General features: G+C 66.3%; 19 protein-coding genes, 2 tRNA genes and 1 other RNA gene. 12 read left to right on the forward strand and 10 right to left on the reverse strand.

Annotated features, from left to right (window positions below; translation table 11 throughout):
• Window positions 1-6: 6 nt before the first annotated feature.
• Window positions 7-285, reverse strand: a complete 279-nt coding sequence (locus AX708_RS08015) for a succinate dehydrogenase assembly factor 2 (protein ID WP_066528016.1) — start codon at window positions 283-285, stop codon at window positions 7-9.
• Window positions 286-450: 165 nt separating this feature from the next.
• Here AX708_RS08015 and recG point away from each other — a divergent pair, with 165 nt between their 5' ends.
• A complete protein-coding gene (recG, locus tag AX708_RS08020) occupies window positions 451-2,526 on the forward strand; it encodes an ATP-dependent DNA helicase RecG (protein ID WP_066527958.1) in 2,076 nt (691 codons plus the stop codon).
• A gap of 76 nt (window positions 2,527-2,602) precedes the next feature.
• Window positions 2,603-3,190 carry a hypothetical protein gene (locus tag AX708_RS08025; RefSeq protein ID WP_066527954.1) on the forward strand — a complete coding sequence of 196 codons (588 nt, stop codon included), beginning with the start codon at window positions 2,603-2,605 and terminating at the stop codon, window positions 3,188-3,190.
• 15 nt (window positions 3,191-3,205) lie between these two features.
• Here the strand turns inward: AX708_RS08025 and AX708_RS08030 are convergent, their stop codons facing one another.
• The 3 genes from AX708_RS08030 to AX708_RS08040 form a co-directional block, all read right to left on the reverse strand.
• On the reverse strand, window positions 3,206-3,706 hold the full coding sequence (locus AX708_RS08030; protein WP_066527951.1) for a low molecular weight protein-tyrosine-phosphatase: 501 nt from the start codon (window positions 3,704-3,706) through the stop codon (window positions 3,206-3,208).
• A 148-nt stretch (window positions 3,707-3,854) separates the two neighbouring features.
• Window positions 3,855-5,240 carry an AarF/ABC1/UbiB kinase family protein gene (locus tag AX708_RS08035; protein WP_066527948.1) on the reverse strand — a complete coding sequence of 462 codons (1,386 nt, stop codon included), beginning with the start codon at window positions 5,238-5,240 and terminating at the stop codon, window positions 3,855-3,857.
• 73 nt (window positions 5,241-5,313) lie between these two features.
• Complete coding sequence (locus tag AX708_RS08040) at window positions 5,314-6,087, reverse strand: SDR family NAD(P)-dependent oxidoreductase (protein ID WP_066527945.1); 774 nt, start codon at window positions 6,085-6,087, stop codon at window positions 5,314-5,316.
• A 76-nt stretch (window positions 6,088-6,163) separates the two neighbouring features.
• Between AX708_RS08040 and AX708_RS08045 the strand changes: the two genes are divergently transcribed.
• Both AX708_RS08045 and AX708_RS08050 read left to right on the forward strand, forming a co-directional pair.
• On the forward strand, window positions 6,164-6,646 hold the full coding sequence (locus tag AX708_RS08045) for a DUF3429 domain-containing protein (protein WP_082745510.1): 483 nt from the start codon (window positions 6,164-6,166) through the stop codon (window positions 6,644-6,646).
• A 99-nt stretch (window positions 6,647-6,745) separates the two neighbouring features.
• On the forward strand, window positions 6,746-9,109 hold the full coding sequence (locus tag AX708_RS08050) for an EAL domain-containing protein (RefSeq protein ID WP_197426363.1): 2,364 nt from the start codon (window positions 6,746-6,748) through the stop codon (window positions 9,107-9,109).
• 311 nt (window positions 9,110-9,420) lie between these two features.
• On the opposite strand, the gene AX708_RS08055 is transcribed toward AX708_RS08050, so the two are convergent.
• A tRNA-Pro gene (locus tag AX708_RS08055) sits at window positions 9,421-9,497 on the reverse strand.
• 111 nt (window positions 9,498-9,608) lie between these two features.
• Here AX708_RS08055 and thyA point away from each other — a divergent pair.
• From thyA to AX708_RS08085, 6 genes are all read left to right on the forward strand, one after another.
• A complete protein-coding gene (gene thyA / locus AX708_RS08060; protein WP_066527937.1) occupies window positions 9,609-10,577 on the forward strand; it encodes a thymidylate synthase in 969 nt (322 codons plus the stop codon).
• Window positions 10,578-10,691: 114 nt separating this feature from the next.
• Window positions 10,692-11,987, forward strand: a complete 1,296-nt coding sequence (locus AX708_RS08065) for a thiamine pyrophosphate-dependent enzyme (protein WP_066527935.1) — start codon at window positions 10,692-10,694, stop codon at window positions 11,985-11,987.
• Window positions 11,984-13,039, forward strand: a complete 1,056-nt coding sequence (locus AX708_RS08070; RefSeq protein WP_066527932.1) for an alpha-ketoacid dehydrogenase subunit beta — start codon at window positions 11,984-11,986, stop codon at window positions 13,037-13,039. Before AX708_RS08065 ends, AX708_RS08070 begins: the two co-directional genes overlap by 4 nt.
• A gap of 7 nt (window positions 13,040-13,046) precedes the next feature.
• Window positions 13,047-14,330: a dihydrolipoamide acetyltransferase family protein gene (locus AX708_RS08075; RefSeq protein WP_066527928.1), complete on the forward strand. Its 1,284-nt coding sequence runs from the start codon at window positions 13,047-13,049 to the stop codon at window positions 14,328-14,330.
• Window positions 14,331-14,363: 33 nt separating this feature from the next.
• A complete protein-coding gene (locus AX708_RS08080) occupies window positions 14,364-14,930 on the forward strand; it encodes a YdeI/OmpD-associated family protein (protein ID WP_066527926.1) in 567 nt (188 codons plus the stop codon).
• Window positions 14,931-15,050: 120 nt separating this feature from the next.
• Window positions 15,051-15,127 (forward strand) — tRNA-Asp (locus AX708_RS08085).
• A 46-nt stretch (window positions 15,128-15,173) separates the two neighbouring features.
• Here the strand turns inward: AX708_RS08085 and AX708_RS08090 are convergent.
• The 5 genes from AX708_RS08090 to AX708_RS08110 form a co-directional block, all read right to left on the reverse strand.
• Window positions 15,174-15,416: a DUF2842 domain-containing protein gene (locus AX708_RS08090; protein WP_066527924.1), complete on the reverse strand. Its 243-nt coding sequence runs from the start codon at window positions 15,414-15,416 to the stop codon at window positions 15,174-15,176.
• Window positions 15,417-15,419: 3 nt separating this feature from the next.
• The gene (locus AX708_RS08095; RefSeq protein WP_066527923.1) at window positions 15,420-15,998 is read right to left on the reverse strand and encodes a 5-formyltetrahydrofolate cyclo-ligase; all 579 of its coding nucleotides are present in this window, start codon (window positions 15,996-15,998) and stop codon (window positions 15,420-15,422) included.
• A gap of 231 nt (window positions 15,999-16,229) precedes the next feature.
• Window positions 16,230-16,402, reverse strand: a non-coding RNA gene (gene ssrS, locus AX708_RS08100) — 6S RNA.
• Window positions 16,403-16,413: 11 nt separating this feature from the next.
• A complete protein-coding gene (locus tag AX708_RS08105; RefSeq protein ID WP_066527917.1) occupies window positions 16,414-16,920 on the reverse strand; it encodes a cell division protein ZapA in 507 nt (168 codons plus the stop codon).
• A 9-nt stretch (window positions 16,921-16,929) separates the two neighbouring features.
• Complete coding sequence (locus AX708_RS08110; RefSeq protein WP_066527907.1) at window positions 16,930-17,145, reverse strand: hypothetical protein; 216 nt, start codon at window positions 17,143-17,145, stop codon at window positions 16,930-16,932.
• Between the two features lie 201 nt (window positions 17,146-17,346).
• On the opposite strand from AX708_RS08110, the gene tkt reads away from it, so the two are divergent.
• Both tkt and gap read left to right on the forward strand, forming a co-directional pair.
• On the forward strand, window positions 17,347-19,326 hold the full coding sequence (gene tkt, locus AX708_RS08115) for a transketolase (protein WP_066528012.1): 1,980 nt from the start codon (window positions 17,347-17,349) through the stop codon (window positions 19,324-19,326).
• A gap of 15 nt (window positions 19,327-19,341) precedes the next feature.
• Window positions 19,342-20,349 carry a type I glyceraldehyde-3-phosphate dehydrogenase gene (gene gap / locus AX708_RS08120; protein ID WP_066527904.1) on the forward strand — a complete coding sequence of 336 codons (1,008 nt, stop codon included), beginning with the start codon at window positions 19,342-19,344 and terminating at the stop codon, window positions 20,347-20,349.
• The last annotated feature ends 48 nt before the right edge of the window (window positions 20,350-20,397 follow it).

Consider the following 20,397-nt stretch of genomic DNA (forward strand, 5'->3'; position numbering starts at 1 on the left):
GGCCGTTCAGCGCGGAATATCGACGTAATCGAGCTTTTGCATGGTCGCCAGCAGATCGCCCGCGAAGGCATCGGGCGCCTCTTGCGTTCGCAGCGCCCATGCCATCACGTCGACATCGTCCTCGTCAAGCAGCGCCTCGAACCACGCCAGTTCCGGCTCGCCCCATTCGGTGTGGTAGCGATCGTAGAAGCCGCCGATCATGTAATCGGCCTCGCGCGTGCCGCGGTGCCAGGCGCGGAATTTGGCGCGGGCGAGGCGGGTGTCGAAGGAGGGGGCATCGGTCATGCCGATCACCTAGCCTCGCGCCTCCGTCCCATCAACTCGTCTTTGCGAGCCGAAGGCGAGGCAATCCATGAACGGACCTGTCGCCCGACGCGATGGTGGATCTTGGATTGCTGCGTCGCCTCCGGCTCCTCGCAATGACGAGAATAGGGTGGTAGCGCATCATCCATGCGCCCCGAGGCTCTCAATCCGCTCTTCGCCGAGGTCGAAACGCTCGAAGGCGTCGGCCCCAAGCTGATGAAGCCGCTGGAGAAGCTCGGCCTGACGCGCGTAAAAGACCTCGCATATCACCTGCCCGAGCGTTTCGTCAGCCGCCGCGCGGTGGCCGATCTCGATTCGGCCTCCGAGGGCGAGCAGGTCATCATTGCGCTGACCGCGATCGAGCACCGCGCGCCGCGTGCGGGCAGCCGTGGCCCCTACCGCGTGTTGGCGCAGGATGCGGCGGGCAACGTGTGCTCGCTGAACTGGTTCGGCAAGGCCGCCTATACCGCGAAGAAGCTGGTGCCGGTGGGCGAGACGCGCTGGGTTGCAGGCCGCCTCGACCGCTATGGCGACATGCTCCAGATCGTCCACCCCGACCATATCGAGGAGGCCAGCGCCGCGCATATGGGGCGCCTGTCCGAACCGGTCTATCGCCTCTCGGAAGGCCTCACCCAGCCGCGCATCGCCGATTTCGCCGCGCAGGCATTGGCGCGGCTGCCCGACCTGCCCGAATGGATCGAGCCCGGCCAGCTGGAGCGTGCCGGGTGGCCATCGTGGGCAGCGGCGCTGCGGCTCGGGCACGAGAGCACCGATGCCAAGGCGCGCGACCGGCTGGCGTATGACGAACTGCTGGCCAACTCCCTCGCGCTGCTGCTGGTCAAGGCCGACGGGCGCAAGCGGCGGGGGCAGGCGCTGGTGGGAGACGGGGGCCTCAGGGCGAAGCTGCAACTGCCCTTTGGGCTCACCGGGGCGCAGACCCGTTCCATAGCCGAGATCGCGGGCGACATGGCGCAGGAGGCTCCGATGCTCCGCCTGTTGCAGGGCGATGTCGGCGCGGGCAAGACCGTGGTAGCTTTGAATGCCATGCTGATCGCGGTCGAGGCGGGCAAGCAGGCCGCACTGCTCGCGCCGACCGAAATCCTCGCGCGCCAGCATTTCGAGACGCTGCGCAAGATGCTCGGCCCCACGGGGGTGGAGATCGCGCTGCTCACCGGCCGCGCCAAGGGGAGGGAGCGCGAGTCGATCCTGATGGGGCTGCTCGACGGGTCGATCCAGCTGCTGGTCGGCACGCACGCGATCTTTCAGGACACCGTGAATTACCGCGACCTCGGCCTGGTGGTGATCGACGAGCAGCACCGCTTCGGCGTCGCGCAGCGGCTGGCGCTGGCGGGCAAGGGCCGCCGCGCGCCGCATACCCTCGCCATGACCGCGACCCCGATCCCGCGCTCGCTGACGCTGGCGCAATATGGCGAGATGGACGTGAGCCGCCTCGACGAGCTCCCGCCGGGGCGGCAGGCGATCGAGACGCTGGTCTTCCCGCAGGCGCGCATGGACGAGATGGTTGCCGGGGTCGAGCGGCACCTTGCCAGCGGGCAACAGGCTTACTGGGTCTGCCCGATGGTGCGCGAGGTCGACGGCGTCCCCGACCTTGCCGACATCGCCGCTGCCGAGGCGCGTTATGCCGCGCTGCGCGAGCGGTTCGGCGATGCGGTCGTCATGGTTCACGGCCAGTTGCGCCCCGAGGTCAAGGACGCGGCGATGGAGCGCTTTGTCACCGGCGATGCCCGCCTGCTGATCGCGACCACGGTAATCGAAGTCGGGGTCGACGTGCCGACCGCAACTCTGATGGTGATCGAACAGGCCGAGCGCTTCGGGCTTGCCCAGCTGCACCAATTGCGCGGACGGGTGGGGCGCGGGTCGCAGAAAAGCCGCTGCGTGCTGCTGCGCGGGGATGAACTTTCCGAGACCGGCAAGCGCCGCCTCGCCCTGATGCGCGAGACGCAGGACGGGTTCCGCATCGCCGAGGAAGACCTCGAATTGCGGGGCGGGGGCGAACTGCTCGGCACGCGGCAATCGGGGGAGGCGGGGTTCCGGATCGCCGATCTCGAACAGACCCAGCGCCTGCTCCCCATCGCCCACGGCGACGCGCGCCTGCTGATGGAGCGCGACGGCGGGCTGACCTCCCCAAGGGGCGAGGCGGCGCGGATCCTGCTCTACCTGTTCGAACGCGACTGGGGCGTGCAACTGCTGCGCGGAGGGTGACGACTTTCGAAAAATTGCTGCGTTAAACAGATGTTTGGAACTTGGCGCGTATCCTTGCCTCACACTGTCGAAGGGGGTGAACAAGGTGTCGGACGTCTATTTTTCGCGCATCAAGCTCGGTCTGGCACTGATTGTCAGTGCAGGCGTGTTCTGGCTCTGCCTGTGGGTGGCGATGAGCGGCGGCCCGAAGGCCGCGCTGTGCGGCGGCTTTGCCGCGCTCGTCATCGCCTTCGCGATGCTCTATTTTGCGCGCTACTTGCTCGATAACCGCATCCTGTCGGTCGGGGCGAGCGAGCTCGAATTCCACGGCATGGCCTCGACCCGCCGCCTGAAGCTCGATCATATTGCGCTGATGCGGGTCGAGACCCAGACCATCAACTTCTTCACCACCCGCTATCTCGTCATCGAGCCCCATCAGCGCTATGGCCGGAACATCAAGTTTGCGGCAACCCTGCTCGAGGGGCGTTTCGGCGGGTGCGACGGCGTCGCCGATCTTATCGCCAACGGCGCGCCGCAGCCCGATCCCGAGCCGTTCCCGCTTCCGCGCCGCGCACCGGCGCCGCCGTCGGCAGCGCCTGCCGGCTGGCACGAGCGCGGTGCTCAGCCCTCCGCACCGCCCGCAGCCCCGGCGCGGGCCGGCGGGTTCGGGCGCAAGGGACTTTAAACTTTCCGGTTCAGGTCAGGCAGATTGCTGCGCAGCCTCGCGCAGCAATTTGTCGGCCCAGGCCTGGGTCCCGCGCTTGATCACCTGCCAGGCTGCCTCGAAGGCAGCGGCATCGCCGTAATAGGGATCGGCGACAGGCTCGCCGCGCCGCCCCTCCACCGCATCGAGCAGCATTGCGAGGCGCGCCGTCGCATCGCGCGGAGCCTTGGCGCGCAGGTTTTCGAGATTGGCGCGGTCCATCGCGATGATGTGGGTGAAGCGGTAGAAATCGTCCCGCTCGATCTGGCGCGCGGATTGGCCCGCTATGTCGACACCGTGCCCCCGCGCGGCTGCAATCGCGCGCGGATCGGGCTCCTGGCCGAGATGGTAGGAAGCTGTTCCCGCCGAATCGACCAGCACCGCAAGACCGCGCTCCTGCGCCGCCACGCGGAACGCGCCTTCGGCCATCGGTGACCGGCAGATATTGCCGAGACACACGAACAGCACACCAATCTTGTGATCGATCCCCCCATGCATGGCGGCGCGTTATTACATATATTGCGAGGTGTCTACCGCCTATCTTGTTGGTTTCACATGAAACATCACGGCAGAAGTGTGACGGCTGTCACATTTCGCCCCCAAGACGGTGCCTGCGCGCAGCAGGAGGGCGCAAGGTGAACCCGGATCAGGCGGCGGCCTCGCCCTTCGGCGTGGTGCTCGCCAGCACCTCCTCGGTGATGCGGCGGATGTTGACCTTGGCCTTCAGCCGCGCGCCGAGCAGCGCCGTGCCGCTCACCTTGCGCTGCACGAACAGGGTCTCGATCGGCGGGAAGGCCCAGGTGTCCTTGTCCTGCGCGATCGCCCAGCCTTCCTCGCGCAGGAGCGGGATGAAGGCGCGGTCGCCGAAGTCGAAGGGCGCGTCGGCCCGCATCTCGTTGATGACGATGTCGATCATCCGGTTCACCCGCTCGGGGTGCTTTTCGGCGACGATCGGCATCATGAACCCGGCCTCGATCGTGGCCTTGAGCACGTCCTGCGCATTCCCCTGCAACCCGGCGAGCAGCATCTTGCGATAGCCGTTCGCCACGGCAGGATCGACCGGACGGCAGGCGCCGAAATCGAGCAGCACGATCTCGCCGGTCTCGCGCCGGTAGCGGAAATTGGCGAAGTTGGGGTCGGTCTGCATGACGCCGAGATCGAACAGCTCGCGCGCGACGAGGCGGATGAGGCGGGCGAAGACCTCGTCGCGGCGTTCGGGCGGCTCGTTGCCGAGCTCCTCGATGCTCACGCCCTCCTCGAAACTCATCGCGAGGATCGAGCCACGGGTCAGGCCTTCGTGCAGGCGCGGGACGACGAAGCCCGGCGTGTCGGCGAGCATTCCGCGATACATCGCCATCTGCGCGCCTTCGCGCTGGTAATCGGCCTCCTCGTGGAGCTGCTGCTTGGCGGCGGCCATGAGCTTGTCCATCTCGAGCTCGGGCGGGGCAAAGCCGCCGATCTTGAGCAGGGTCATCACGTTGTCGACATCGCTGTCGATCGACTTGGCGACGCCGGGATATTGCACCTTGATCGCCAGCTCCTCGCCATCGCGGGTGAGGGCCTTGTGGACTTGCCCGATGCTTGCGGCAGCGATCGGGCGTGGGTTGAACCAGCGGAACTGCTTGCGCCACTCCGGCCCCCATTCGCTGCGGAGCACCTGGTCGAGCTGTCTGGTCGGCATGAAATTGGCCTGATCGCGCAAGCTGGCGAGGATCTTCGAGAGCTCCTCGGGCAGAAAGTCGCCCGCGTCGAGGCTGATCATCTGCCCCATCTTCATCGCCGCGCCGCGCAGGTGCGAGAGGCGGTCGGTCATGCGCTGGACATTTCCGGGGGTGAGGATCAGGTCGCGCGCCGAAATGCCCTCGCCGCTGGCGAGCCGCCGCGCGCCTTCGGCCACCATCCCGCCGGCAACGCCGCCCACCAGCCGCCCGAAGGTGCCCAGCCGCGCGACGCGCCCCGCCGGCACGGCGCGCTGGCGGGCGCGGTCTTCCTTGCGGTCGGCGAATTCGGGGGTCTGGTCGTCGTCGGACACGGGGGAGGGGGCTTTCCGGAGGGCAGAGTAGGGTTTTGAACGCTAACGGTCGGGCAGGTTCGTCGTTCCCCTCTCAGGAGATGCACAGGCCCCCGTCAACCGGCAGGCACTGCCCGGTGATGTAGTCCGAATGGGACGAGGCGAAGAACACCGCGAGGCCCTCGAGCCCCGCGTGATCCCCCGGACGGCGCAGCGGGATGCGGCGGCTCATCCATTCGGCGAATTTCGGGTCGGCCTTGGCGGTGATGTCGGTCTCGTAGAAGCCGAAAAGCAGCGCATTGGCGGTTATCTGATACCGCGCGAGTTCGAAGGCGGCCGCGCGGGTGAGGCCGTTGAGGGCGGCTTTGGAGGCGGCGTAGTCCGACGAGCGGTTGACCCCCATGATCGATTGGCCGGAGGAGGTCGCGATCAGCTTGCCGCCGGGCTCCCCGTCCTTGGCGCGCGCGATCATGTGGCGCGTCACATGCTTGTACACCAGCGCCGCGCCGCGGGTGTTGACCGCGAGCGTATGGTCCCAGCACTCGGCGGTGATGTCGGGGATCGCGGTGCCAGCGCCCGAGATGCCGGCATTGGCAAAGCAGATGTCGACCCTGCCGAATGCGCCGAGCGTCATGCGCATCGCCTCTGCGACTTCGACGTCGTCCGAAACGTCGCACACCCGGGTAAGGACATTGCCGGAACCGAGCGCGGTCAGTTCTTCGAACGCGGCTGCGTTCTTTTCCGCATTGCGCGCCCAGATCGCGACTTTCGCGCCGGCCTTTGCGAGCCCGCGCGCCATCGCGAGGCCCAGTCCGCCATTGCCGCCGGTGATGATGGCCGTGCGGCCGGTAAGATCGAACAGGTTCATGGCCTTCAAGTGGCGCAATCGCTTCGGTCGGGCAAGCCGCATGGGAACCGCCGCGCCCGGCAAGCTTTGTGGCGCCATGGACGGACAAGAAACGGGCTCTCGCCCCTCGCTCACCACGCCTGCGCGCGTGCTCGGATATGCCGGGCTGCTGCCGCAGATCATCTGCCTCGCGATGGTCCTCGCCCAACACGAGTGGCGCTTTGCCGCGCTTGCCGGCGGGTTTGCCTATGCGGCGGCGATCTTCAGCTTCCTGGGCGGGGTGTGGTGGGGTCAGGCGGTCGCGAGCGCCGGGACCGGCAAGCCGGTGGGCGCAGGCGCCTATCTTCTCGCAGTCATGCCGAGCCTGATCGCGGTGGCGCTGTTCATGCCCTGGAACTTCGCATGGGAATGGCCCGGACCCGCGATGCTCTATCTCGGCGCGCTGATCCTCGCATCGCCTCTGGTCGACCGCGCGCTGGGATTTGCGGCGCCCGATTTCCTGCGGCTGCGCTGGCACCTGTCGATCGGGCTCGGCCTGCTGACCATCGCGCTCGGCCTGATTGCGCCGCAGACGATCTGATCCGGCGGATGCCTGGAGGCTGAGGCGAACCCGTTTGCAATGAATTAACCAACGCGGCCTAGGGAGAAGCTTGGGTTTTCCCACGGGATGGCGCGTTTGATGATCGCATCGCTCAAGTCACTGGCCGACAGGATGCGGCGCGCGCTCGGCTCTCCGGGCGGTCACGAGGCTGTTCTCAAGGCAAAACTGGACCGCCGCTCGGGCGCCGACCTGCTGCGTCGCAAGCGCATGAAAGTGGCGGTGATGGCGATCCTGTTCGGGGTGGTATCGGCGGCAATTGACCTGCCGCTACCGGCCGAGGATGCGCTGCGGCTGGCGCGCGTGCAACTGCGCGCACGCCCGGCGCCGCAGGAAATCGCGATGATCGCGATCGATGACGAAACGCTCAACCAACTTGGCCAGCCAATGACGAACCGGCATCAAGACAGCGCGGTCATCGACCGCCTTGTCGATGCCGGGGTTAAACGGATCGTGTTCGACCGGGCGCACGCCGACCCGGATACCCCGGCGAGCGATGCAGAATTCGCGCGAACGCTTGCCAAGCACCGCGGACGGGTTTGGTTGGGAATGCTGGCCAGCCACTCCATCAGGTTCCAGAAGGCGGATCCCTTCGTACCGCTGGAGGAGTTTCGCAAGGTCGCTCCGCAAGCCTCGATGGGCGGGTTCCTCAGCCCGCTCGGCCTGTCCTGGCGGCTTCCTACGGAGATCGAGTACGAAGGCGTGAGATACCCGACGATCTCTGCGGTGCTTGCGGGTTACGAAGGGCCTGCGGTGCATTACCGGCCCGATTTCGCGTTCAATCCGATGACGGTTCCGACCTTCCGCTACGTCGATGTCCTCAATGGGCGGGTCGGTGCCGAGCAGCTCGCGGGCAAGAGCGTGATCATCGGCAATACCTTCATCAATTCGCCGGACATGTACCGGCACCCGCTCTACGGCAAGATTTCCGGAACCTATGTCCAGATCCTCGGTGCCGGCACGCTATTGCGCGATCAGCCTTTGGATCTGTGGGCGATCCCGGCGCTGCTGCTTGCGGCGATCGTCATCCTTGTCCAAGCGCTCGGCCAGCGTCGTTCGATGGGTCTGCTGTGGTTGCCCGTCATAGTCCTTCCCCCGGTCGCCTTCGTGCTCGATGAGTTTACGATCAACTTCGGCATGGTCTCGGCCTTTCTCGCGCTCCTGTTTGCCGCGATCGGGTTCAGCCGCATCAACAGCAAGTATTTCAGCGCCGGTATCGACGCGATGACGACTACGGCTATCAGCTCGGAGCAGGCCAATGCCGATTGGGACGTGTTCGCGCTCAAGATCGCCAATCTGTCCGAGCTATCCGAGGAATGGAGCTCGCGCGACATCGGCGATTTCGTCAACACGCTGATCGGCTATGTGAAGGGCCCCGGCGAAATCAGCGACATCGCCTTCGAGCGCGATGTGCTGATCTGGCTTGCGCCGCGCATGGAGAATGTCGAGCTCGAACGCCACACCGATGGCCTCGCACTGATGCTGAAGACCGCGATCAGTCATGACTGGCAATCCTCCCATGGCGCGCCGGCGATCGGGGTCGACACCAATTACGACCTGCCCGTTTCCCTGCGCATCAAGAAGGCGATGCAGGCGGCGGACGAGGCTGCGACCCGCGGTGTGCGCTTCATCATCAACGACGCCGCGCATCTCGAAGCGCGCACCCAGCGGCTCGAGCTGATCCGCGTGCTCGAAAAAGGCCTGCGCGATCGCAACATCGGCGTGGCCTACCAGCCCAAGATCGATCTCGCATCGGGCCGGATCGTCGGCGCCGAAACACTGATCCGCTGGCGCCCGGACGGCGGCGAACTCATCAATCCGCAGGATCTCGTTCTGGCTGCCGAAGCCGGCGACCGGATCAACGAGCTGACCGTGGTGGTAATGGAGACCGCGCTGGTCGACGGCAAGCAGGCGATCGCGCTCGATCCGCGCTTCAAGCTGGCGGTCAACATGTCGGCCAAGAGCCTCTCCGACACGCACCTCATGTTCGACATCATGACGCTGCTCGGACGCTACAATTTCCCGCCCGAGAACCTGACGCTCGAGCTGACCGAGACCGCCAAGCTCGAAGACCACCGGATCGCGCCCCAGATTGCGGCCTTGAAGGCGCGCGGGATCTGCCTGTCGATCGACGATTTCGGCACCGGCGAATCGAACCTCGAATACATCGAGAAGCTGCCGAGCTCGGAGCTCAAGATCGACAAGAAGTTCGTGCAGCAAATGGCGCGATCCGAGGAAAGCCGCGCCGTGGTGCGCGCGACGATCGAGATTGCCCATTCGCTGGGCAAGGTTGTGGTCGCCGAAGGGGTCGAGGACCTCGAGGTGGCCGCGACCCTCCGCGCGATGGGCTGCGACCAGGCTCAAGGCTTCCTGTTCTCGCAGGCGATCGGAATGCCCGAGCTGCTGGCGATGATGGGCGGTGGCAGGGCAGCAATTAACGGTTGATTAGGGTTAATAATGTGTTAAACCTTCGAGCATCGGGTTAATCGATGCAACGGAGGCCTTTATGTGGGCATGGTTTTATGAGTGCTTGGGCACCCGCTAAGAGGTTGCCTCATAATTGAGTTAAAGCCCCGGGAAACCGGGGCTTTTTTCGTTTCTGGGGGCGTTTAGAAGGCGTCGCGAGAGGCCGCTTAACCGCCAGAGCGGATCGCCAAGTCCTTGCGAATCAGGGTTAATGCGCACCGCCCAAAAGCGCCAAAAGGCTTGGAACGAGGTCCCGCGCCTTTGTTTGACAGCAAGAATGCAAAGGAAATTGGTCGGGGAGAGAGGATTCGAACCTCCGGCCCCTGCCTCCCGAAGACAGTGCTCTACCAGGCTGAGCTACTCCCCGACCGTGTCGTTCCCGCGCGGCCGGAAGGCCCTGCGGGTCGAGGCAAGGCGCGCCCTATAGGTGTGGATGGGCATGGTGGCAAGCGGGCAATTGCAGCCTATAGTCACAGCCATGGCCACGAGCGCGATTCCCCATTCCGGCACTCCTCAAGCGCATCCCGAGCAGCAATATCTCGATCTGATGCGTCAGATCTGGGAGACCGGCAGCGAGCGGATCGACCGCACCGGCGTCGGCACCCGATCGGTCTGCGGGGCGATGCTGCGATTCGACCTCGGCGACGGCGCCATGCCGCTGCTCACCACCAAGCGGGTCTACTGGAAGACCGCGACCCGCGAGCTGCTGTGGTTCCTGACCGGCGAGACCAACATCCGTCCGCTGGTGTTGCAGGGCGTGAAGATCTGGAACGAATGGCCCCATGCGCGCTATGTCCGCGAGGCGGGCGAGCAGGTCAGCCTCGAGGATTTCGTCCAGCGAATCGCCGATGACGAACAATTCGCCCACCGCTGGGGCGACCTCGGCCCGGTCTATGGCAAGCAGTGGGTCGACTGGCCGACCTACCGCTATCGCCCGGACGGCCTCTACGAGAAGGGCGAGGGCATCAACCAGATCGCGCAGGTGATCGATTCGCTGCGCACCAGCCCCGGCAGCCGCCGCCACATCATCGAAGGCTGGAACGTCGCCGAGCTCGATCGCATGGCGCTTCCCCCTTGCCACAAGACCTACCAGTTCCATGTCGTGGGGGATGGTGGCGAGGCACGGCTCAATTGCCTGCTCTACCAGCGCAGCTGCGATGTTGCGCTCGGCCTGCCGTTCAACCTCTGGTCGGCGGCGCTGCTAACCGCGATGATCGCACAGCAGGTCGGCATGGAGCCGGGCGAGCTGGTTTGGATGGGGGGCGACGTGCACCTTTATCTCAACCACGCTCACCTCATCGAGGAGCAGCTTGCCCGCCAGCCGCAGGGGCACCCGCGGCTCGAGATCATCCGCAAGCCCGAAACAATATTTGGATATCGGATCGAGGACTTCGTGGTGCATGATTACGCGCCGCTGCCGCCGATCAGCGCACCTGTTGCGGTGTGAAGGCTCCGGGTTCGCCGTGCTTGACCGCTGCGTAGCGGTGAAATAAAAATACGTATTCAAGCAATGATCCCACTCGCCCGGCGCGTGGTCGATCACACGGGGAGAGCGCGACTGATGGCTGATCCAGCGACAGGCGGCGAGGGCAATCGTCCGGCGCTCGCGCTGCATGTGCCCGAGCCCAAGTATCGTCCCGGCGACAAGGCCGATTTCTCGCATATCGACATCGGCGCCCCCGGCGACCAGCCGCGCCCGGACGAGGGTATTCACCCCTCGCAGATGGCAGGCCTTGCCTATGGCCTCGTGCGCGTGCTGGGCGACGACAACCTTGCCCACGGCCCGTGGAACCCGCGCCTCAGCCCCGAAACGTTGCGCGCCATGCTTGGTCACATGGCGCTGGTGCGCGCCTTCGATGAGCGCATGTTCCGCGGCCAGCGGCAGGGCAAGACCAGTTTCTACATGAAGTGCACCGGCGAGGAGGCGACCTCGATCGCTCCCGCGATGGCGCTCGCCAGCGACGACATGATCTTCCCCTCCTACCGCCAACAGGGCATCCTGATCGCGCGCGGCTATCCGCTGATCGAGATGATCAACCAGATCTACTCGAACAAGGCGGACAAGCTGAAGGGCCGCCAGCTGCCGATCATGTATTCGAGCCGCGAGCACAGCTTCTTCTCGATCTCGGGCAACCTTGCCACCCAGTGCCCGCAGGCGGTGGGCTGGGCGATGGCCTCGGCGGTCAAGGGCGACAGCCGCATCGCGGCAAGCTGGGTAGGCGAGGGCTCCACGGCGGAAGGCGATTTCCACTCGGCCTGCACCTTTGCCGCCGTTTACAACGCGCCGGTGATCCTCAACGTGGTCAACAACCAGTGGGCGATCAGCAGCTTCAGCGGGTTCGCCGGGGCCGAGCGGACCACCTTTGCCGCGCGCGGCCTTGGTTACGGAATCGCGGCCCTGCGCGTTGACGGCAATGACGCGCTGGCCTGTTATGCCGCAGCCGAATGGGCCGCAACCCGCGCGCGCGGCAATCACGGGCCGACGCTGATCGAATATTTCACCTATCGCGCCGAAGGGCATTCCACCTCGGACGACCCTTCGGGCTACCGCAGCGCGCAGGAGCGCGAGGAATGGCCGCTCGGCGACCCCGTCACGCGGCTCAAGAACCACCTTATCGCCATCGGCGAGTGGGACGAGGATCGCCACGCGGCGATGGACCTCGAATGTGCCGAGCGCGTCAAGGCGACGACCAAGGAGGCCGAGAAGAACGGCATCCTTGGCCATGGCCTCCACCACCCGTTCCACACCATGTTCGAGGATGTCTACGAAGAGCTGCCCTGGCACCTCGAGGAACAGGCCGAACAGGCCATCCGCGAACGCATCGCCAAGTTCGGCACCGAAAGGCCCTTCGGATGAGCGACCTTATCCCTTCCGTCGGTGACGCCGTGCTCGAGGAGCGCCGCCTCAACATGATCGAGGCGATCAACGAAGCGCTCGACATCATGCTCACCCGCGATCCCGACGTGATCATCATGGGCGAGGATGTCGGCTATTTTGGCGGTGTGTTCCGCGCCACGGCGGGCCTTCAGGCCAAGCACGGCAAGACCCGCGTGTTCGACACGCCGATCAGCGAATGCGGGATCATCGGGGTTGCTGTGGGGATGGGGGCATATGGCCTGCGCCCCGTGCCCGAAATCCAGTTCGCCGATTACATTTACCCCGGCCTTGACCAGCTGATCTCGGAAGCGGCGCGCCTGCGCTACCGCTCGGCGGGCGACTACATCGCGCCGATGACCGTGCGCTCGCCCTTCGGCGGCGGGATTTTCGGCGGTCAGACCCACAGCCAGAGCCCCGAGGCGCTGTTCACCCATGTGGCGGGCCTCAAGACCGTGATCCCGGCGACCCCGCATGATGCCAAGGGGCTGCTGATTGCTGCCATCGAAGACAATGATCCGGTGATCTTCTTCGAGCCCAAGCGCATTTATAACGGCCCGTTCTCCGGCTATTACGACAAGCCGGTCGAGCCGTGGAAGAAGCACCCGGATTCGGTGGTGCCGGAGGGCTATTACAAGGTCCCGCTCGGCAAGGCGCGCACCGTGCGCGAAGGCGAGGCGCTGACCGTGCTCGCCTATGGCACGATGGTCCACGTGGCCGAGGCGGTGTGCCGCGAGAAGGGCGTCGATGCCGAAATCCTCGACCTGCGCACGCTGGTGCCGCTCGATATTCAGGCCATTGAAGCTTCGGTCGCAAAGACCGGGCGCTGCCTGATCGTCCACGAGGCGACCCGCACGTCCGGCTTCGGCGCGGAGCTATCCGCGCTCGTCACCGAACGCTGCTTCTACCACCTCGAAGCGCCCGTCGAACGCGTCACCGGCTTCGACACGCCCTATCCCCACAGCCTCGAATGGGCCTATTTCCCCGGCCCGGTCCGCATCGGCGAGGCGATCGACAAGCTTCTCAAGGACTGACCCGACAATGGCCAAGTTCATTTTCAAGATGCCCGACGTGGGCGAAGGCGTGGCCGAGGCGGAAGTCGTCGAGTGGCACGTGAAGGTCGGCGACCGGGTCGAGGAAGACCAGCACATCGTCGACGTGATGACCGACAAGGCGACCATCGATATCGAAAGCCCCGTTTCAGGTGTCGTGACGACGCTCGCGGGCGAGGTTGGCGATGTGGTCGCGATCGGCGCCATGCTGCTGGTGATCGAGACCGAGGGCGAGGTTTCCGAAGAGGAAGCCGAGGCCGCTGCCGAACAGGCCGAGGACGATATGTCCGACGCGCCGACCTCGGAAGAGGTGGCAGAGCGGATCGAGGCCGAGAACCCCGACGCACCGGACGCTGACGATACGGCACTTGCCGCGCCTGCACCTGCGCCCGAACACAAGGGCGAAGCCAAGGTCCTCGCCAGCCCCGCCGTGCGCCAGCGTGCACGCGATCTCGGCATTGATCTCGCGCAGGTGAAACCCGCTGCCGATGGCCGCGTGCGCCATGCCGATCTCGACGCCTTCCTTGCCTATAATGGCGGCTTCGGCGCGGCGGGCAAGGCGCGCGCGGACGAGACGATCAAGGTCATCGGCCTCAGGAAACGCATCGCGCAGAATATGGCCGCGGCCAAGCGCCACATCCCGCACTTCACCTATGTCGAGGAGTGCGACGTCACCGACCTTGAGGAACTTCGCGCGCAGCTGAACGCAGCGCGGGGCGACAGGCCCAAGCTCACGATGCTGCCGCTGCTGATCACCGCGATTTGCAAGGTGATCCCGCAATACCCGATGATAAACGCGCGCTTCGACGACGAGGCCAATGTCGTCACCCGCTACGGCGCGGTGCATCTCGGCATGGCGGCGCAGACGGACAGCGGGTTGATGGTGCCGGTGATTCGCGATGCGCAGGGCAAGAACCTGTGGCAGCTGGCGCGCGAGATCGGACGGCTTGCTGAAGCTGCGCGCAGCGGCAAAGCCACGTCGGAGGAGCTTTCGGGCTCGACCCTGACGGTTACGTCATTGGGGCCCCTCGGCGGCGTCGCCACAACCCCCGTCATCAACCGCCCCGAGGTCGCGATCATCGGCCCGAACCGCATCGTCGAGCGCCCGATGTTCGTCCCCGACGGGATGGGCGGCGAGCGCATCGCTAAGCGCAAGCTGATGAACATCTCGATCTCCTGCGATCACCGCGTGGTCGACGGGCACGATGCGGCAAGCTTCATTCAGGCGATCAAGAAGCTGATCGAGACGCCGGCGCTTCTGCTGGTCGACTGATTGGGTTAATGTCAGGGCCGGGAGGTGTCCGACATGACCCGTGATCCGCGCATCGACGACTACATCGCCAAGGCGGCGCCCTTCGCGCAGCCGATCCTCACGCATGTCCGCGCGCTGGTGCACCATGCGCTGCCGGAGGCCGAGGAGACCATCAAGTGGGGCATGCCGCACTTCATGGTGGGGGGAAAAAACCTCGTCGGGCTCGCGGCGTTCAAGGCGCACGCCTCGGTGGTGATCCATCACGAGGAGCGCACCGGCGAGGGGATGGGCGCACTCGGCAAGTTGACAAGCCTCGCCGATCTGCCGCCCGACGAGCAATTGGTCGCCCGCTTTCAGGCCCGCCCGGCAGCGCTGGCGCAGCCCAAGCCCAAGCGTGCGCCCAAGCCCGAGTTGCCCGTCCCGCCAGCCTTCGCGGCCGCGCTCGATGCAGCACCGGCAGCCCGCGCGCGTTTCGACGCCTTCGCCCCCTCGCACCGCCGGGAATATGTCGAATGGATTGCCGACGCCAAGCGCGACGACACCCGGGCCAAGCGCATCGCGCAGGCGGTGGGATGGCTTGCCGATGGCCGCAAGCGCAACTGGAAGCACGAGAATTGCTGAGCGGCCAGCGCACCCCTCAAAATTTGCCGTAATGGCCGTTGACAGCCCCAAGCCGCGAGCCTAATGGCGCTGCTCCACGAGCGGGACGGCATCGCCGGAACGCTCGCAAGGACAAGATGCGCGGGTGTAGCTCAGTCGGTTAGAGCGCCGGCCTGTCACGCCGGAGGTCGCGGGTTCGAGCCCCGTCACTCGCGCCACTTGTTCCTTTGGGAAGGCCGAAAAAGGCCAAGCAGAGGCGGGCGTTCAGTCCGCCTTTTCTTTTGTCTCCGGCGGGCTCCAGCTGCCGGTCTCCATCCAGATCAGGAAGCGCCGCAAGGGCAGCAGCCAGACGAGGCCGAGGATCACGTAGACCACGGTCTGCGCCGCGCCCGGCCAGCTGCCGATGATGTCGGGCGCATAACGCGCGATGACGATGCCGTAGATCATCAGGGCGACGAACAGCGCGAATATGCCGAAGGGAATTCGCCAGGTCGGTGTCTCGCGCATGGCTCAGAGGTTTCCGTAGATCCGGGTGGGGGTGACGACCGCATCGAGCGGCTTGTCGTGGGGTTCTGTGGGCAGGGCCTCGCAGGCTTGCGCGTCCCATGCGAGGCCAACGGCGAGGGCGGGGGGATGTTCCGCGAGCCAACGGTCGTAATGCCCGCCGCCCTGTCCGAGGCGCTCAAGCGCGGGGGTGAACCCCACCAGCGGGACGAACAATACATCGGGAACCAACGGCTCGGCCTCGGCGGCGGGCTGGAGCATGCCGAAGGGGCCGACCTCGAGATCGCTTTCGGCATGGGGGTCGGTGTGGCGGGCAAAGGTCATCGCAGCGCCGCGCGCAGCAAAGCGGGGGAGGGCGATTGTGTGCCCGGCCTCGTGGAAGAAACGGGCATAGCCGCCCGTGGGGGCCTCGTAGGCGGCGGCGTGGTAGAGGCCGATCACCGCCTCGTCCCCGATCCGCGCAAGCAGCGGGGCAGGGGGGCGATGGAACAGCAGGCCGCGGATGGCGTCCGGCAGCGCCGCGACATGGGCGCGTCGCGCGGCGCGCAGGGTTTGGCGAAGCTCGGATTTGGTGGGGGCGGTCATTGCTTCAAGCGGTAGACCCCGCGCCTGATGGCTTCAAGTCCGGCGGTTGCTCGCCCCTCCTCCACCTTCGGTGGTCCTCCTCCCCTGGAAGCGCAGCTGTGCCGACGGGACAACGGGAGGACTGGTTCGGCCACAGGCCGCAAGGCCGACCGGCCGCCCGCAGCGACGCGCCCAAAGGGCGTGTGAGCGAGGATTTCGCGCGCCGGACGGCGCGCGGAACACAAAAAGAGTGACGGAACCACCATGGGTCGTTTGCGCTAGAAATCCTCTGACGCCTTTAACGTCAGGTGGGCGCCGTATACCCGAGACCCCCGGACGAACCAGTGGACCCGGATAGGGACAGCTCCCATTGGATTGCTTATAGCCTCAGGGATATTCAGTCGGCTCGTGCCGGGCAGTCCCGCCACCTGCCTATCTAGGCGTTGGCAGCGGCAGCTTCAAGCGCGTCGGCGCTGGCTTCGGCGGCGGCGGCGAGGGCTTCGAGGCGCGCGGCGAGTTCTGCGTCGGTGGCGGTGGCCGGAGGCGGGCCACCGAACAGGTCGAATTGCGGGACCGGTACTGGGGCGGGTGCTTCCGCAGCGGGGGCCGGACGGGCAGCGTCTTCGCGCGCTGCGGCAAGTTCGGCTTCGAGCCGGGTGATGGTCTCGCGCGCGGCATCCAATTCGGCCGTGTCGGGTTCGGGCGCGGGCGCGGGCGCGGGTTCGGGGACCTCGGCGATCCGCTTCCGCGCCTCGGCCAGTTCGTCGGCGAGGAACAGCGCGGCGAAGACCAGGTTCTGCGCCTCGAGCGGCGCCCGCGCGCTGCCCAGCTGGGCATATTTTTCGGCGATCATCGCCCCGAGCGCGGCGATATGCGCCTCCTGCCCATCGGCGCAGGCGACGTTGTAGCTCTTGGGGCCGATGCTGAGAGTGACGGTGCTCACGGGGCCGGCCTATTCCTCGAGCGCTGTCAGAAGATCGTCAAGTTCGCGAAGACTTTCCGCCACTTGCTCGCGCAGTTTCTCATGGACATTGACCAGCTCGACCACCCGCGCCGAACTGGTGCCGGCCTTGCCGTCCCCGCCCGCAAGGCCCTCGCGCGCGGCCTCGATGCGCGCCATCGCGGCTTCGATGCGGGTCAGCGCGGATGCGATGCGGTCGGCACTCATGGGCATTACCGATACCAACAGAAGGCGGCCCGCGCAAAGCCTTGGGGCGGGCTGTTGATAAATGCCGCGCCGGCGGCAGGCGGGGATTGGCGGCGGCAAAGGTTGACCTCCCCCACGGGCTCGGCAATGGCACGCCGACCGGAACCGGGGTCGAATCGCGCGGGTGTGCGCGGGCGGCTCCCGCAGGAGAACAGCGTGCCGATGAGCCTCGATGCCGCCCGCCTTCAGCCGATGGCCAACGCCATCCGCGCCCTTTCGATGGACGCGGTCGAGGCGGCCAACTCCGGGCACCCGGGGATGCCGATGGGCATGGCCGACGCGGCGAGCGTGCTCTTTACCCGCCATCTCAAGTTCGATCCAACCGCGCCCCACTGGGCCGACCGTGACCGCTTCGTGCTCTCGGCCGGGCACGGTTCGATGCTGATCTACAGCCTGCTGTATCTCACCGGCTATGCCGCGCCGACGATCGACGACATCCGCAATTTCCGAAAGCTCAATTCGCCTTGCGCAGGCCACCCTGAGAACTTCCTGCTCGACGGGGTGGAATGCACCACCGGGCCGCTGGGGCAAGGCCTCGCGATGGCGGTCGGCATGGCGATGGCCGAGCGGCACTTGAACGCGGTCTACGGCGATGACCTCGTCGACCACCGCACCTGGGTGATCGCTGGCGACGGGTGCCTGATGGAGGGCATCAACCACGAGGCGATCGGCCTTGCTGGCCACCTCGGACTGGGGCGTCTCAACGTGCTGTGGGACGACAACCGCATCACCATCGACGGGGCGACTGACCTGTCGACCTCGGAGGACATCAAGGCGCGCTTCGCGGCCACGGGCTGGCACGTCACCACCTGTGACGGCCACGACTTCGCCGATATCGACCGCGCGCTCACCGAGGCCAAGGCCGATCCGCGCCCCTCGCTGATCGCCTGCCACACGCTGATCGGCAAAGGCGCGCCGAACAAGCAGGGCACCAGCGGCGTCCACGGCGCGGCACTCGGCGCGGCGGAAGTGGCCGCGGCGCGCGAGGAACTGGGCTGGTCGCACGAGCCCTTCGTGGTGCCGAGCGACATCCTCGCCGACTGGCGCAGCGCGGGCGAGCCGGGGCGCAGCGCCCACGGGGCCTGGGCGGGCCGCTTGGAAGCGAGCCCCCACAAGGCCGACTTCGAACGCCGCATGGCGGGCGACTTGCCGCATGGCGATGCGGCGGGCGAATATATCGCCTCGCTGATCGCCAACCCCCAGAAGGTCGCCACCCGCAAGGCAAGCGAGATGGCGCTCGCCCAGATCAATCCGCGCCTGCCCGACACCATCGGCGGCAGCGCCGACCTGACCGGCTCGAACAACACGCTCGCGGGCGGGATCGGGACCTTCTCCAAGGACGACTATTCGGGCCGCTACGTCTATTGGGGCATTCGCGAATTCGGCATGGCGGCGGCGATGAACGGGATGGCGCTGCACGGCGGGGTGATCCCCTATGGCGGCACCTTCCTCGTCTTCACCGACTATGCGCGCGGCGCGATCCGCTTGTCGGCGCTCCAGCACGCGCGCGTGATCTACGTGATGACGCATGATTCGATCGGGCTGGGCGAGGACGGGCCGACCCACCAGCCGATCGAGCACCTCGCTTCGCTGCGGGCGATGCCCAACCTCCTGGTCATGCGCCCGGCCGATGTGGTCGAGACGGCGGAGTGCTGGCAGATCGCGCTGGCGCAGAAGGACCGCCCCTCCGTGCTGGCGCTGACCCGCCAGAACCTGCCCCAGCTGCGGCTCGAGGCGGCGGCGGAGAACCTCTCGGCCAAGGGCGGCTACCGGATCAAATCCGCCGAGGCCGCGCGCAAGGTGGTGATCCTCGCGACCGGATCGGAAGTCGAGCTGGCCGCCAGGTGCGCCGTGCAGCTCGAAGCGCAGGGCGTGGGCGTCGACGTCGTCTCGATGGTCTCGACCGAGCTGTTCGACGAGCAGCCGGCCGAATACCGCGCCGACCTCCTCCCCGCCGATGCACTGATCGTCTCGGTCGAGGCGGCGAGCACCTTCGGGTGGCAGCGCTACACCGGCACATCGGGGCTCAACATCGGGATCGACAGCTTCGGCGCCTCGGCCCCGGCGGACGACCTGTTTGCCCATTTCGGCCTCACCCCCGAGGCCATCGTTCCCCAGATCATGAACAAGCTCAAGAACTAAGCAGGAGTACCTCTCATGGCTACCAAAGTCGCCATCAACGGCTTCGGCCGCATCGGCCGCCTCGTCGCCCGCGCCATTCTCGAGCGCACAGATCACGATCTCGAACTCGTCGCGATCAACGACCTTGCCGATGCCGCCTCTAACGCGCTGCTCTTCGCCTACGATTCGGTCCATGGCCGCTTCAATGGCGAGGTGAAGGCCGAGGGCGATGCGATCCTCGTCAATGGCAAGCGCATCGCGGTGACCGCCGAGAAAGACCCGGGCAAGCTCCCGCACGGGGAAATGGGTATCGACATCGTGCTCGAATGCACCGGCTTCTTCCAGTCGGACGAGGCCTCGCGCCCGCACCTCGCCGCCGGGGCCAAGCGCGTGATCATCTCGGCGCCCGCGACGGGCGTCTCCAAGACCATCGTCTTCGGGGTGAACCACGCAACGCTGACCGCCGAGGACGTGATCATCTCCAACGCGAGCTGCACCACCAACTGCCTCGCGCCGGTCGCCAAGGTCCTGAACGATGTCATCGGCATCGAGCGCGGCTTCATGACCACGATCCACTCCTACACCAACGACCAGCGGATGCTCGACCAGATCCACAAGGACCTGCGCCGCGCCCGCGCCGGGGCGACCAACATGATCCCCACCACCACCGGCGCGGCGCGCGCGGTCGGCCTGGTGCTGCCCGAGCTGAAGGGCAAGCTCGACGGTTCGTCCGTCCGCGTGCCGACGCCGAATGTCTCGATGGTGGACCTCGTCTTCGTGCCCTCGCGCGAGACCACCGCCGAGGAGATCAACGCCGCATTGAAGGCCGCTGCCGAGGGCCCGATGAAGGGCGTGCTCGACTACACCGACCAGCCGCTGGTCTCGAGCGATTTCAATCACTACCCGGCCTCGTCCACCGTCGATTCGCTGGAAACCAGCGTGATGGAAGGCAAGCTCGCCCGCGTCGTCAGCTGGTACGACAACGAGTGGGGCTTCTCCAACCGCATGATCGACACCGCCGGCGTGGTGGCGAAGTTCTTGTGAGCTGATCCTCCCCTTCAGGGGAGGGGGACCATCCGCAGGATGGTGGAG

Source organism: Erythrobacter sp. CCH5-A1 (genome assembly GCF_001557115.1).
Classification (GTDB): domain Bacteria; phylum Pseudomonadota; class Alphaproteobacteria; order Sphingomonadales; family Sphingomonadaceae; genus Erythrobacter.